Origin of the sequence: Thioalkalivibrio denitrificans, assembly GCF_002000365.1 — a bacterium.
GTDB lineage: Bacteria > Pseudomonadota > Gammaproteobacteria > Ectothiorhodospirales > Ectothiorhodospiraceae > Thioalkalivibrio_A > Thioalkalivibrio_A denitrificans.
In genome coordinates, this window is sequence record NZ_MVBK01000103.1 from 1 (window position 1) to 13,872 (window position 13,872).

Consider the following 13,872-nt stretch of genomic DNA (forward strand, 5'->3'; position numbering starts at 1 on the left):
CCGAACGCCCTGAAACCGCGGTGCACGCAGCCCGCATGATCCTGGACTGTCGGCGCTTGCGCCCTCCCGACCCGTTCGGATCGAGTGGGCATCGCAGTCCGATGACCCTATTCAAGGCTGCGGCTTGCGATCTCGTAGACGTCCCGGGACAGGCCCTCGATTGCCACGATCCGTTCCAGCGACGATCGCATGGCCGCCTGGCGGGTCCTGTCGAAACGCCGCCACCGGCTCAGCGCCTTGACCAGCCGGGCGGCCACCTGCGGATTCATGGGATCCAGGGTGAGCACCTGCTCGGCGAGAAATTCGTAGCCGGAGCCGTCGGCGGCATGGAAATGCACCGGGTTCGCGGCGACGAACGCGCCGATGAGCGCCCGCACCCTGTTGGGATTGCGAATATTGAACCCGGGGTGACTCATGAGCCGACGCACCCGCTCCAGGGCGCCGGGCACGCTGGAGGCGGCCTGCAGGCTGAACCACTTGTCCAGCACCAGCGGCTCATCCCTCCAGCGTGACTCGAACGCGGCCAGCGCCGACTCCAGTTCCTCACAGGCGCAATCCATGAGTGCACGCAGGGCGCCCATGGTCTCCGTCATGTTGCGGGCTCCAAGGAACTGACGGTGCGCCAGGGCACGCCCTGTGGCCGGGTCCCCCATCACCAGGTAGGCCAGCGCCAGGTTGGCGAGACGACGGCTGCCCATGACCGTGGCGTCCAGGCTTGACGCGTCGGTCCGGCCGTGGCGCTCATAGAGGGCCTGCCATTGCGCACCCAGGGCTCTGCCCAGTGATTGCCGGGCAAACTGGCGCGCGGCGTGGATCGCATCCACGTCCACCACCTTCATCTGATCCGCCAGATAGCTTTCCCCGGGCAGGCCCAGCGCCTCGGCCACCAGGGCCGGGTCCAGATCCCGGTTTTCCAGCACCCGGCCGGCGGCCGCAATGAAACCTTCGTCCATGACCAGGGGGCGGTTCGCCTGCACATCCGCCACCAGCCTGAGCAGCACGCGCACCGCGTATTGCTGGCCGGCCTCCCAGCGGTTGAACTCATCAGTGTCCGACGCCATGAGAAACGCCAGTTCCTCGTCGGTGTACGGATAACGCAGGGTCACGGGCGCGGAGAAGTCCCGAAGCAGGGACGGGACCGGCGCCTCGTACACATCCTCGAACACGAAGACGTGATCAGGTGCCGTGAGCTCCAGCACGCGCGACCCGCCAGAAGCCGCCTTCTCGCCCTCCAGCCTGAGCGGGATCTCGCGACCCCGGCTGTCCAGCAGCGCCACCGCCAGCGGGATATGCAGGGGCAGCTTCTCCTTCTGTCCGGGCGTGGACGGACACGACTGACGCACCGTCAGCCGGCAGCGCCGGCCCTCGGCGTCGTACTCGCCGCTGACATCCAGGACCGGGGTGCCCGCCTGGTCGTACCAGCGGCGAAACTGGGTCAGGTCGCGGGCCGACGCGTCCTCCATGGCGGAAACGAAATCGTCCGTGGTCACCGCCTGGCCGTCATGGCGCTCGAAATAGAGATCGAGCCCTCGGCGAAAGCCCTCGCGTCCGAGCAGGGTGCGGATCATGCGCACCACCTCCGCACCCTTCTCGTACACGGTCATGGTGTAGAAGTTGTTGATCTCCATGTAGGACTGGGGACGCACGGGATGCGCCATGGGACCCGCGTCCTCCGGAAACTGCAGACTGCGCAGGCGCTGCACGTCGTCGATGCGCTTGACCGTACGCAGGCTCTGGTCGGCGGTGAATTCCTGATCACGGTAGACCGTGAGGCCCTCCTTGAGCGAGAGCTGGAACCAGTCCCGGCAGGTCACCCGGTTACCCGACCAATTGTGGAAATACTCGTGAGCGATGACGCTCTCGATGGCCACGAAGTCCTCGTCGGTGGCGGTGTCAGGGCGGGCCAGCACGTACTTGGAATTGAAGATATTGAGCCCCTTGTTCTCCATGGCGCCCATGTTGAAGTCGTCCACGGCCACGATCATGTACACGTCCAGATCGTATTCACGCCCGAAGGTGTCCTCGTCCCAGCGCATGGCCTTCTTGAGCGAGCGCATGGCATGCCCGCACTTGTCCAGATTGTGGTGTTGCACGTAGATGCGCAGCGCCACCTCCCGGCCCGAGCGGGTGACGAAGCGATCCTCCTGACAGGCCAGGTCCCCCGCCACCAGCGCGAACAGGTAGCTGGGCTTGGGAAAGGGGTCGTGCCACACGGCGTAGTGGCGGCCCTCGGGCAGATCCCCCTTCTCCGTCAGATTGCCGTTGGACAGCAGGACCGGGAAGGCGGCCTTGTCCGCTTCCATGCGCACGGTGTACTGCGCCATGACATCGGGACGGTCCGGGAACCACGTGATGCGGCGAAACCCCTCCGCCTCGCACTGGGTGCAGAAATTGCCGCCGGACACATACAGCCCCTCAAGCGCCGTGTTCTCCGAGGGGCGGATCTCCGTTTCCACCGTCAACTCGCAGGGCGACGGCAGACCCTCGATCCAGAGCTGCTCGCCCTCCTGGCGCCACGCGCCCCGGGGCAACGCCCTGCCGTCCACCGCGATCGCCAGCAGCGCGAGATCCTGTCCGTAGAGCACCAACGGCTGATCCGATCCGGCCCGGCGGTCTAGCCCGCATATCTCACCACCGTTCGTCACGAGGGCGTCGAGATGCCGCTGTGACGGGGCGCGCGGACCGGAAGACGGCGCAGGCGTAGCCGACACTACGTCAAGCCGGCTGGAGGGAGCACGCCCCGTCACAGCGCGCAGATCGGCGGCCGCAGTAGAAGGGTGGTGAGATATGCGGGCTAGAGACAGACGTGAACGCACCCGCGTACGTTCCGGGCCCAGGCGGAAATCCAGATCCACGCGCAACACCCGCCAGGCGGGCGGCGTGTAGTCCTTGAGAAAAACCGCGCGGGGAGTGGCGTCTTTCATGAGGGAGGATCTGTTCGCAAGGTAATGATGTCGATCGCGATGCACGTGAATCCACTATAGCCCCGTCGGCGTCGTGGTGACCAGCAGACAATCCCCTTGAGACCGTGAATATTCGAGCGGGTTCTCACTGCGGCGGTGTTGAAAACGCGCCGGCAGCCACCATACTCATGGATAAGCGCAAGATACCGACTGGAGGCCACCATGTTCGTCAAAGACCGCAACAACGGCCACCTCGTTGAAGTGATAGACAGAGACGACCTGATGGACCCGGTGAAGTCGCAATTCAAGGGCCGTTACAACTGGGGCGAAGACCTGCCCGACCCCGAGCAGTTCAAGAAGTCCGACATCATCTTCCCGTCGGGCGAACCCCTGCCCCGTTGCTGGCTCGACGTGCACTACCGGGACAACGAGCTGCCCCGCTGACACAATCCCGCGGGCCGTGTGCTTGAAACCGCGGCGGGCTGCGGGGAAGATGGGCCTCCGAAGAAACTTCTGCCGGAGAGACGTGAAAAAAGTACCTGGACAGGATGAACAGGATTTTTCAGGATGGGCAGGATTCAATCCTTGAAACGTCAAAACCTGTGTTCCAATCCTGTTAATCCTCAACAATCCTGTTCATCCTGTCGATTGTTTTCAGTTCCGTGAAAACCATCAGGTATCCCGCAACCATGAATATCCAGACAGACATCGAACGCAAGCTGCGCGAGGCCTTTGATCCCGTCCACCTGGAGGTGGTCAACGAGAGCGGCAACCACAACGTGCCGCCCGGCTCCGAGTCCCATTTCAAGGTCACCATCGCCAGTGACGCGTTCAGCGGCGAACGCCTGGTCGGACGACACCGCAAGGTGAACCAGGTACTGGCCGAGGAACTGAACGGGCGTATCCACGCCCTGGCCCTGCACACACTGACCCCGGACGAGTGGTTCGAGCGCGCCGGGAAGGTCCCCGACTCGCCACCCTGCATGGGCGGCTCCAAGTCGGACGGCTGATCCTGCCATGGGCGACGTGGTCCGCTTCAAGCGGCCAAAGCCCTCGGAAAAACACCGGGGCAAGACCCTGTGCCGCTCAAACTTTCACAAGTGGGAAGTGATCAAGGACAACCAGTTCGACGTCAAGCAGGGCCGCCTGGTGACGGTGCTCCGTTGTACCCGCTGCGGCGAAATGCGTATCAGGGGGAACTAAAGGAAATCCAATATTCAAGATTCAAGATTCAAGATTCAAAGGAACCCCACCTGCTTTGACCCTTGAATTTTGAATCTTGAATATTGAATTTCCTTTCACTCGTCCGGCACACTGCACGAGCCGAAGAAATCAAAATAGTCCAGTCCCTCGCTGATGCCCGCCGCGTGGCCGGCATCGGCGAAATAGATGCGCTGGAAGCCCTTCAGGCGGCGCAGTTCCGGGTGGTGGTTGCCCACCACGACGCCCAGGGTGCTGCCGCGCAGCATGTCCTCGTCGTTGCCCGAATCCCCTGCCACCAGGATACGCTCCAGGGAGATGCCCCACTTGTCGGCCAGGTAGCGCACCGCGAAGCCCTTCGAGGCCCGAGCGGGCAGGAGATCCAGGAATCGGTCGTGGGAATAGATGATGTTGGCGTGCAGGTCCTCCTGGTGGAGCAGGCGCTCGACCTCCTCGATGGAGGGCGCCTTGTCGGGATCCACGAAGAAACTCAGCTTGTGGGGACGCTGGTCCACCTGGGGCTGCAGCTCGATACCGGGCAGATCCAGCAGGTGTTGCTGCAGCGCGTCCCGTTCCCAGCGATGATCGATATGTCTTGACCAGCCCTGATCGGGCGTGATCTCAGGCCCGTAGTGGATCTCGGAACCCACCGACGTGATCAGCAGGTCCGGGGTGGGCACGCCCCACTCCTTGAGCACCTGCAGCGCCGATTCCAGGCGCCGGCCCGTGGCCACCCCGAAGGCCACGCCGCTGCCCTCGTCCTTGAGCCGTTGCACGAGACCCCGCAGGCTGTTGCGGTCGCCCAACAGGGTGTTGTCGATATCCGAGATGATGGCGCGGTCCGCCTGGGCCAATTTGCCGGAGAGGCGCTGCTGACCTCGGCGCACACGGCTCGCCTCCTTGCGCAGACTCTTGACCTTGCGGACGTATTTCTCGGCATGGCCCTCCCAGGCGTAATGCCGGCGCACGCCCTTCAGCCCATCCTCGGAGTAGCGCTTCCAGCGGTCCTTGTCGCTGATGATCTTCCAGATGGCCTCTCCCATGGCCTTCTCGTCCAGCGGGTCCACAAGGATGCCGTTGGCGCAGTGGCGCAGGATGTCCCGGGGTCCGCCGTCGTTGGTGGCGACAATGGGCGCGCCGCAGGCGGCCGCCTCGATGAGCGTCAGGCCGAAGGGTTCCGTGAGGGCCGGGTTGACGAACACGCCACGGGTACGCGTGACCATGCGGTAGAAATCCGGCACCTGGTCCGCCGTGTGGTGCTTGGGATAGGCCGCCTGTCCGTAGAGATCGTGCTCGTCGATGCGCATCAGCACTTCGGTGAGCACGTCCCGGGAACCCTTGTCCAGATCCCGGATGTTGTCCCGGTTGCCGGCCACGATCACCAGGTTGGCCTGCTCGCGCAGCTTCTCGTGGCGGGCGAACGCCGAAATCAGGGTGGGAATGTTCTTGCGCTCGTCCGGGCGCGAAAGGGCCAGCACCATGGGCCGCTCGGGATGCTTCAGAAAGCGCGCCAGTTGATTGAAAACGCCCGGGCGGCGGTCCCTGGGCCTGGGCGGCGAGAACCGGCCGAGATCCGTCCCCGGAGGCACCACCACCATGCGCTCCGGGCGGTAGTGGTCGTAGAGCGCGTACTGCTCTTCCACCTCCTGCTGGGTGCTGGCCACCACCATGTAGGCGTTGGCCAGGGTCTCCTCCTCGGCCTCGATGCGCCGCGACATGTTGTAGCGTGACTCGATGTCCTCTTCCTTGAGGCCCTTGGCCAACAGGCGCTCGCGCTTGACGCGACCCAGGGAATGGCCGGTATGCACCAGCGGCACGCCCAGCAGGTTGGCGAGGCGGGTGCCTACAAAACCTGCGTCCGCATAGTGGCTATGAATGACGTCGGGCCGGAGTCCCACCCGGCGGATGTGCCCCAGCGCGTTGTCGGCGAAACAGTCCAGGTAGGGCCAGAGGGTTTCCTTGCGCAGGTAGCGGCGCGGCCCGGTAGGCAGACGAATGATCCAGGCATTGCTGCCCAGCGGCTCCTCGGGTTCGGCGTAGTCATCAGAGACCTTCGCGTCGAAGATCTGGCGGGTCATGAGGTCCACCCGCCCCACCTCCGGGTTGGCCGCCAGCGCACGGGCCAGTTCCACCACGTACTTGGTCTGTCCGCCCGTATCCGCGTCGCGGCCCAGCTCCAGATTCTCGCCGCGAATCAGTCCGTGCACGCTGATCAGAACGATGTACAGGCCCTCCCCTCGGCGGGCCTTGCTGGTGGTCTTCTTCATGCCCCGACCTCCGGCCGCGGTGCACAGAGGGAGGACCTGGAGGCTGGACGCGGACCGCGGTCGCGGCCGCACGTCTCCAGCATATTCGCTGCGGCGGGCCGGGCAGGCAGTTGCTCAGATCCCAGGCACGAACGATGATCAAGCGAGTAAACGGGGTCGGTCACGCCGATCTCCCTGGCAACATGAACTCACGACTGGCTGTTTCGTCAATATGGTAACGGATCGGGGACGGGAGGGCACGGAGGAGCATGGTCCGGGGGCGACACGGGGACTGAGCCCACGCAAGCAAATCCCGGCCAAGCAATTGTTGCAGGTAGCTGCACAGAGACTACAGTCCGTGGTGAGGCGTCGCTCCGTGCAAGGGGTTACAACGCGGCATGGGGATACAGCCTTGGTGAAGTATCCGGGCCCGAACATGAGGCAACCTGGCTTATGAGCGATCCGAAACACGAAACGGCAGGTTACTCCGACGAGGAGTGGCGCGAGCGCCTGGATCCCGAGACCTATCGCGTGACACGCAAGGCCGGTACCGAGCCGCCGTTCAGCGGGCGGTACTACGATCATCACGAACAGGGGATGTATCACTGCGCCTGTTGCGATGCGCCGCTGTTCAGCTCCGCGCGCAAGTTCGACTCGGGCACGGGCTGGCCCAGCTACCAGGAACCGGTCTCGCCCGGGTCCGTATCGGTGCACCGGGACCTGAGCCAGGGAATGGTCCGGGAGGAGGTACGGTGCGCCCGTTGCGATGCCCACCTGGGCCATGTCTTCAACGACGGTCCGCCGCCCACGGGGCTGCGCTACTGCATCAACTCCGCATCCCTGAATTTCCATCCGGCCTCGGAAGAGTGACAGGGGGCGGGGCAGAAATTCGAGGTTCAAGATTCAAGATTCAAGGGGCGTCACGGGTCGCGCTGTTTCAACCTTTGAATCTTGAATTTTGAATCTTGAACCTCAAATTTCGAATCAAATCCTGGCTTCCCCGTGCTCCCCCTCCAGTTCCCTGATGCGCCGGGCGGTCTCGCCCGGCGATCCGCTGTAGCGCGCCAGGGTCTGGTAGGCCACCGGCACCACGAACAGCGTGAAGAAGGTGGCAAACAGCACCCCGGAAAATACCACGGTCCCGATCACGAAGCGGCTTTCCGAGCCGGGGCCGCTGGCGAGGATCAGCGGCAGTGTGCCCATGACCGTGGTCATGGCGGTCATCAGCACCGGGCGCAGACGGAGCCGGGCGGCGTTCGTCAGCGCCTCGTGGAATTCCAGTCCCTTGTCGCGCAGCTGGTTGGCGAACTCCACGATCAGGATGCCGTTCTTGGCGGCGAGCCCGATGAGCATGACGATGCCGATCTGGCTGAAGATGTTGAGCGTCTGCCCGGTCAGGTACAGCCCCAACAGGGCACCGGCAATGGCCAGCGGCACCGTGAGCATGATCACCAGCGGGTGAATGAAACTCTCGAACTGGGCCGCCAGCACCAGGAACACCACCAGTAGAGCCAAAGCAAAGACGAAGACCACCGCCCCGCCCGCCTCGCGGTACTCCAGCGATTCGCCCTTGTAGTCGATGCGCGCGGTCTCGGGCAGAAGGTCCGCGGCAATGTCCTCCAGGTACTCCAGCGCTTCACCCAGCGTGTAGCCGTCCGCCAGGCCCGAGGTGATCGTGATCGCGCGCATGCGGTTGTAGCGGTTGAGACTCGCCGCATCCGCCTGCTCCACGAAGCTCACCAGGTTGGACAGCGGAATCAGCTCCCCGCTGCGTTGGGAGCGCACGTAGATGTTGGTGATGTCCTCGGGTGAGCGCCGTTGTGCGCGCTCACCCTCCAGAATCACGTCGTACTCCTCGCCGCGGTCGATATAGGTGGTGACACGTCGCGACGCCAGGATGGTCTCCAGGGTGCGCCCGATGGCTTCCACCGAAACGCCCACGTCCGCCGCCCGGTCCTTGTCGATGGTCACCATCAGTTGCGGCTTCGTCTCGCGATAATCCGAGTCCAGGTTGCTCAGGCCGGGATTCTCGGACGCGCGCTGAATGATCCGGTCGCGCCATTCAGCCAGTTCGTCGTAATCCGGGCCGCCGATCACGAACTGCACCGGCTGCCCCACGCGCCGGCCGCCCAGCCCCTGGCGCATGACCGTATGGACACGCACACCGGGAATGTCCGAAAGCCCGGGTTGAAGCGCGGCCATGATCTCGGTACCGGAACGTTCCCGGCGGTCCCAGTGTTCCAGCACGACGATGCCGATGCCGGTATTGACCACCTCGCTGTTGGCAAAGCTTCGGGGCGTGCGTGCCAGAACCCGGATCGCCTCGCCGGAATCCAGCAGCGGCAGCAACTGCGCCTCCACATCGCGCATGTGCCCGGTCATGGTCTCGTAGCTGGTCCCCTCGGGCGCCGTCGCGAACACGAAGAACGCCCCGCGGTCCTCGCGTGGCGCATATTCATTGGGGATCATCTGGATCAGCACCGCGATGGCGGTGAACAGGCCCACGAGCACGAGACCCGTTGCCAGCGGCACCCTGAGCACGCCCTCGAGAAGCCGGGAATAGAAGTTCCCCAGCCGGTCGAACCCGGTACCCACCAGATGACTCAGCCCCGTGTCCTGATTGTCGCGTCGGATCAGGCGGGCACACATCACCGGTGAGAGTGTCAGGGCCACGATACTGGAGAAGGCCACCGCCGCCGCCATGGCCAGGGCGAACTCCGTAAACAGCCGTCCGATGTTCCCCTGCAGGAAGGCCAGCGGCACGAACACCGCGATCAGCACCAGCGTGGTGGCCACCACGGCAAAGCCCACCTGGCGTGCCCCGCGGTAGGCCGCCAGCAACGGCGGCTCGCCCTGCTGAATGCGCCGGTGGATGTTCTCCAGCACCACGATGGCATCGTCCACCACCAGCCCGATGGCGAGAATCAGGGCCAGCAGCGTGAGCAGGTTGACCGAGAACCCCAGTGCGTACAGGGCGATGAATGCGGCCGTCAGTGACACGGGCACGGTCACCGCCGGGACCAGCATGGCCCGCACATTGCCCAGGAACAGGTAGATGACCAGGATCACCACGGACATGGCGATGAACAGGGTGATGAACACCTCCTTGATTGCGCCCTCGATGAACACGGAGGTGTCGTAGCTCATGTTGAGCATGACGCCGTCCGGCAGCGTCGGGCGCAGGCGTTCCACCTGTTCCTTGACCGCACGCGCCGTCGCCAGGGTGTTGGCGGTGGACTGCTGGATGATGCCGAGCCCGACCATGGACTCCCCGTTGCCACGCAACTCGGTACGCTCGTCGGCAGGCCCGATCTCCACCCGCGCCACCTCGCCCAGGCGAGTGAGGTGCCCGTCGCCACCCCGGCGCACCACCAGCCGGGCAAAATCATCGGGCGTGCTGTAAGCCCGGGCGACGCGCACGTTGAACTCGCGCTCCACGGATTCCACACGCCCGGCGGGCAGCTCCACGTTCTCGCGCAGCAGGGCCAGCTCCACGTCCTCGACAGTCAGCCGGCGCGCGGCCAGTGCCTCGCGATCCAGCCAGATGCGCATGGAGTAGGTGAGCGCGCCGCCCACCCGCACCAGGGCCACGCCCTCGACCACCGACAGGCTGTCCACCAGGTAGCGCTCGGCGTAGTCGGTCAGCTCCATGCGGCCGAGCCGTGTACTGGAGAGATTGAGCCACATGATGGGATCGGCGTTGGTGTCCGCCTTGAACACCATGGGCGGATCCGCCTCGTCCGGGATCTGGTTGATCACCCTTGAGACCGCCTCGCGCACATCATTGGCCGCAGCATCGACGTCGCGGTTGACGTCGAACTCCATCGTGATCATCGACACCCCGTCTGAGCTGTCTGACTGGATCCACTTGATGCCTTCGATGCCGCTCACCCGGTCTTCCACGAGTTGGGTGATCTGGGTCTCCACGATGGCGGCATTGGCACCCGGGTAGGCGGTCAGAATGGTGACTACAGGCGGGTTGATGTCCGGATACTCGCGAAGCGGCAGGCGATCAAAGGAGATGACGCCGAAGGCCACCAGCAGCAGGCTGAGAACGCTGGCGAATACCGGTCGCCGGTTGGCCAGATCCGAGATGATCATGATGCCCCGTCCCGGCCGGCCGAGGCCTCACGCAGGCGGGCCTCCACGCGGGCACCGTTTCGGATGCGGTGCGTGCCCTCGACCACCACCTGCATGCCGTCCTCCAGCCCCTCAAGCACCTCGACGCGCCCCGGGGCCCTGCGCCCGGTGACCACGCGTACACGCTCCACCCGGTCCTCCCCATCGAGCACGAACACGTACTGCTCGTCGCGGATGGGGACCAGCGCGCTTTCGGGTATGGACAACGATTCGGAGGGATTCTGGAAGAGACGCACGGTGAGCAGCATGCCCGGCCGCAGTCGTCCGTCGGGGTTGGGAATCTCGGCCCGCACGATACCCGCCCGGGTGCCCGGATCGATACGCGAGTCGATGGAAGTGACCTGCCCCGTGAAATCCTGTCCGGGATAGGCGGCGCTGCGACCCGTGATCTCCTGCCCCTGCGCCACGCCGGGGAGGAAGGTCTCGGGCACCGTGAAATCCAGTTTTACCACGCTGATATCGTCCAGGGTGGTGATCAGCGTGCCCGGACTGACCAGCGCCCCGACGCTCACCCTGCGCAGGCCCAGTACACCGCTGAACGGCGCGCGCACTTCGCGGTCCTCCAGGCGTGCCCTGGCGGCCTCCAGCCGGGCCTCCGCCTCGGCCAGCCGGGACTCCTGTTCATCCAGTCGCTGGCGAGGCAGGTTACGCTCGGCCACCAGCCCCCGAATGCGCTCCAGTTCGCGGCGCTGCTCCGCGAGGCGCACCTCGGCCTCGCGCAACTCGGCACGCTCCTCGGCGGTATCAAGGCGTGCCAGCAGATCGCCCCGGCGCACCTGCTGCCCGTCGGTGAATTCCAGCGACTCCACCCGACCGGTCACCTTGGCCGCCAGGTCCACAGATTCATTGGAGCGCACCGTGCCCAGGGATTCCAGGGTGGTCACGAACCGCTCGGTGCCGACAGGCGCCACCACCACCGGCGTGGGCCCTCCGCTACCGCCGGCCCCCGTTTCCGTACTCCCCGGCTCGAACTGGTAGACAAAGAACACCGCGGCGGCAATGGCGACCACCATCACCAGGGGGGCAAGGAAACTCTTCACACCTCTATTCCTCTCGGGGCCTCAAATCTCGAAGCCATGCACGTTACACGGGCGATGCCCGGGATGCCACACCGATGGCGGGATCAACCCCGGCCGTGCGGGGCCCCGAAGTCCAGCAGGGGTCCGCGGGGAATGATCCCCGACGGGTTGAGCTGCCCGTGGCTGCCGTAGTAATGGGTCTTGATCTGCTCCAGATGCACCGTCTCCGCGATGCCCTCCACCTGGTAGAGTTCCCGGGCGAATTCCCACAGGTTCGGGTAGTCCACCAGCCGGCGGCGGTTGCATTTGAAATGGCTGTAATACACCGCATCGAACCGCACCAGTGTGGTGAACAGGCGCCAGTCCGCCTCGGTGATCTGTCCGCCCACCAGATACCGCTGTCGGCCCAGGCGCGCCTCCAGCCAGTCCAGGGAGTCGAACAGCGCATCGAATGCCCGGTCGTAAGCGGCCTGGGTGGTGGCGAATCCCGCGCGGTACACCCCGTTGTTCACCGTCTCGTAGACGCGTTCATTGACCGAGTCGATCTCGGCGCGCAACGCCTCCGGGTAATAGTCCTCCCTGCGATCCGTCAGCGCGTCGAAGGCGCTGTTGAACATACGGATGATCTCGGCGGACTCGTTGTTGACGATGGTGTCGCGCTGTCGGTCCCAGAGAACCGGCACCGTGACGATGCCGGTGTACTTCGGGTCCGCACGGGCATACAACTCGTGCATATACCGTGCGCCGTGCAGATGGTCGGGCGTGGAACCGGGGTGGGGTTCAAAACTCCACCCGGGCTCATGCATGTACGGATTGACCACCGAGACACTGATGAGGTCTTCGAGGCCCTTGAGTTTGCGGAAGATCAGCGTGCGATGCGCCCAGGGGCATGCCCAGGACACGTACAGATGATAGCGCCCGGCCTCGGCGGCGAATCCGCCCTCACCGGTCGGCCCCGGAGACCCGTCAGGCGTGATCCAGTGACGAAACTGCGAGTCCTTGCGCACGAACTCACCATCGCGCGTTTCCGACTCCAACCAGTCGCTACGCAACGCCCCCTTGATCATCAGGCTCATGAAAGCACCTCTAGCCCGCATATCTCACCGGTCGGACACCGGCTGGCGCGCAACAGGCTGAAACATAAGTGGAATACGTTGAAATGGTCGGCAACCTCAGCATGACAGTCTGTTCCCGCCGGTGTCCTATCGCGGTCAGATATGCGGGCTAGTGTGAGCACCCGGCCGGGAAGGTGCCGCCGCACAGGTGCATCCTTTTTGTGACATGGAAGCCGCAGCCCGAGTTCAGCCCACCGTGCCCCGCGAATTGCCCAAGACAGCGTGGCGCCGGGCGCTGGCAGGCACCCAGGGATCCGCGCCTCAACCGACCATCCCCCGATCAGGATCGACAAACGGCACGCCGGAGGCGGGAGAAGCATTCGATAATGTGGCACAGTAGGCGATTTGAACGATCCGCAAGACACACCATAAGACAGCCTCGGCCCGGGCCTTTGCAAGGCGGGTCATGGGAGCACAGGGGGGATCGGGGGAGTTGGCCGCCATTCTCAAGCCGTCAGCCGCGGTATTCGCAATCCCGGCGTGTCACCAACGCCGGAGCAAGGGACATCACGTGCCATCAGCCGGGCCGATGGGGCTGCGCCTGTGATCCGCGACCCCCGGCAGGACACCGGCAACGGCGCCACCGAGCCGATTCGCAGTGACATCGTGCCGGGCTCGCAACCGCCTCCCCGCCCGCGCTCGCGCGGCATGTTGTGGCTGCGCAGACCCACTGTTCAACGCCGACTGATCGCCATGGGGGTGATCATCCTGCTGCTCGGGCTGTCCTATGCCCAGTGGCCGCGCAGCGCGGAATCCTTTGTCTACGACCTGGCCGCCCGGCTCATGCCTGTCGAGACAGACCTCTCCCGGGTCGCCTTCGTGGACACAGGCCCTGCGCCAGTGGATTACGACCTCCTTGCCCGCGGGGTGGACGCCCTGGGCGCCCAGGGTGCGGACCGCGCCGGCATCTACCTACCCCTGGACCGGCGGCAGTCCCCGCCCGACATGCAGGCCCTGATCCTGGAGTCCCGGCGTGGGGCGCTGGGCGCACCGACACCCGCCTGGCTTGGCCGCCTGGACCGGGATGCACGCCTCGCCGATGCCCTGCGCCGTCACGGAGGGATCGTGTTGCCTGCCTTCCCGGGCGCCGGCGCCGACGCAGACGGACATGCCAGCCGCATCTCGCCGGGTTTCGTCACGTGGCACGCGCATCCTTCGCTGGCCTTCCTGACCCGACCGCCCGGGCCAGTTCCGGCACCGGGGGCTGCAGTGCAACGGATGCTGCACCGGGCCCGGGCGGTCGGGTCAG

General features: G+C 65.1%; 9 protein-coding genes and 1 pseudogene. 5 read left to right on the plus strand and 5 right to left on the minus strand.

Annotation, left to right across the window (positions count from 1 at the left end; genetic code table 11):
* Positions 1–107: 107 nt before the first annotated feature.
* Positions 108–2,924 carry an aminopeptidase N gene (gene pepN, locus B1C78_RS15080; RefSeq protein WP_245795456.1) on the minus strand — a complete coding sequence of 939 codons (2,817 nt, stop codon included), beginning with the start codon at positions 2,922–2,924 and terminating at the stop codon, positions 108–110.
* A gap of 201 nt (positions 2,925–3,125) precedes the next feature.
* On the opposite strand from pepN, the gene B1C78_RS15085 reads away from it, so the two are divergent.
* The 3 genes from B1C78_RS15085 to B1C78_RS15095 all read left to right on the plus strand — a co-directional run bounded on the left by B1C78_RS15085 (position 3,126) and on the right by B1C78_RS15095 (position 4,106).
* The gene (locus B1C78_RS15085) at positions 3,126–3,347 is read left to right on the plus strand and encodes an acetyltransferase (protein ID WP_077279996.1); all 222 of its coding nucleotides are present in this window, start codon (positions 3,126–3,128) and stop codon (positions 3,345–3,347) included.
* A gap of 245 nt (positions 3,348–3,592) precedes the next feature.
* On the plus strand, positions 3,593–3,913 hold the full coding sequence (locus B1C78_RS15090) for a BolA family protein (RefSeq protein WP_077279997.1): 321 nt from the start codon (positions 3,593–3,595) through the stop codon (positions 3,911–3,913).
* 7 nt (positions 3,914–3,920) lie between these two features.
* On the plus strand, positions 3,921–4,106 hold the full coding sequence (locus tag B1C78_RS15095; protein ID WP_077279998.1) for a hypothetical protein: 186 nt from the start codon (positions 3,921–3,923) through the stop codon (positions 4,104–4,106).
* Between the two features lie 95 nt (positions 4,107–4,201).
* On the opposite strand, the gene B1C78_RS15100 is transcribed toward B1C78_RS15095, so the two are convergent.
* Positions 4,202–6,370, minus strand: coding sequence for an HAD-IIB family hydrolase (locus B1C78_RS15100; protein ID WP_077279999.1), 2,169 nt, complete (start codon positions 6,368–6,370; stop codon positions 4,202–4,204).
* Positions 6,371–6,802: 432 nt separating this feature from the next.
* Here B1C78_RS15100 and msrB point away from each other — a divergent pair, with 432 nt between their 5' ends.
* Complete coding sequence (gene msrB, locus B1C78_RS15105) at positions 6,803–7,219, plus strand: peptide-methionine (R)-S-oxide reductase MsrB (protein ID WP_077280000.1); 417 nt, start codon at positions 6,803–6,805, stop codon at positions 7,217–7,219.
* 114 nt (positions 7,220–7,333) lie between these two features.
* Here the strand turns inward: msrB and B1C78_RS15110 are convergent, their stop codons facing one another.
* From B1C78_RS15110 to B1C78_RS15120, 3 genes are all read right to left on the minus strand, one after another.
* Entirely contained in the window at positions 7,334–10,450 is a 3,117-nt protein-coding gene (locus B1C78_RS15110) for an efflux RND transporter permease subunit (protein WP_077280001.1), read from the minus strand.
* On the minus strand, positions 10,447–11,529 hold the full coding sequence (locus tag B1C78_RS15115) for an efflux RND transporter periplasmic adaptor subunit (RefSeq protein ID WP_077280002.1): 1,083 nt from the start codon (positions 11,527–11,529) through the stop codon (positions 10,447–10,449). Before B1C78_RS15115 ends, B1C78_RS15110 begins: the two co-directional genes overlap by 4 nt.
* Before the next feature lie 83 nt (positions 11,530–11,612).
* Positions 11,613–12,584, minus strand: coding sequence for a glutathione S-transferase family protein (locus tag B1C78_RS15120; RefSeq protein WP_077280003.1), 972 nt, complete (start codon positions 12,582–12,584; stop codon positions 11,613–11,615).
* A 582-nt stretch (positions 12,585–13,166) separates the two neighbouring features.
* On the opposite strand from B1C78_RS15120, the pseudogene B1C78_RS15125 reads away from it, so the two are divergent.
* Positions 13,167–13,872, plus strand: a pseudogene (locus B1C78_RS15125) (serine/threonine protein kinase); the annotation flags it as partial.

What these genes read in the sequence shown, in the direction of transcription:
- B1C78_RS15110 (WP_077280001.1), bottom strand. Translation starts at nt 10,450, where the DNA reads ATGATCATCTCGGATCTGGCCAACCGGCGACCGGTATTCGCCAGCGTT.
- B1C78_RS15120 (WP_077280003.1), bottom strand. Translation starts at nt 12,584, where the DNA reads ATGAGCCTGATGATCAAGGGGGCGTTGCGTAGCGACTGGTTGGAGTCG.
- B1C78_RS15090 (WP_077279997.1), top strand. Translation starts at nt 3,593, where the DNA reads ATGAATATCCAGACAGACATCGAACGCAAGCTGCGCGAGGCCTTTGAT.
- B1C78_RS15095 (WP_077279998.1), top strand. Translation starts at nt 3,921, where the DNA reads ATGGGCGACGTGGTCCGCTTCAAGCGGCCAAAGCCCTCGGAAAAACAC.
- msrB (WP_077280000.1), top strand. Translation starts at nt 6,803, where the DNA reads ATGAGCGATCCGAAACACGAAACGGCAGGTTACTCCGACGAGGAGTGG.
- B1C78_RS15085 (WP_077279996.1), top strand. Translation starts at nt 3,126, where the DNA reads ATGTTCGTCAAAGACCGCAACAACGGCCACCTCGTTGAAGTGATAGAC.
- B1C78_RS15100 (WP_077279999.1), bottom strand. Translation starts at nt 6,370, where the DNA reads ATGAAGAAGACCACCAGCAAGGCCCGCCGAGGGGAGGGCCTGTACATC.
- pepN (WP_245795456.1), bottom strand. Translation starts at nt 2,924, where the DNA reads ATGAAAGACGCCACTCCCCGCGCGGTTTTTCTCAAGGACTACACGCCG.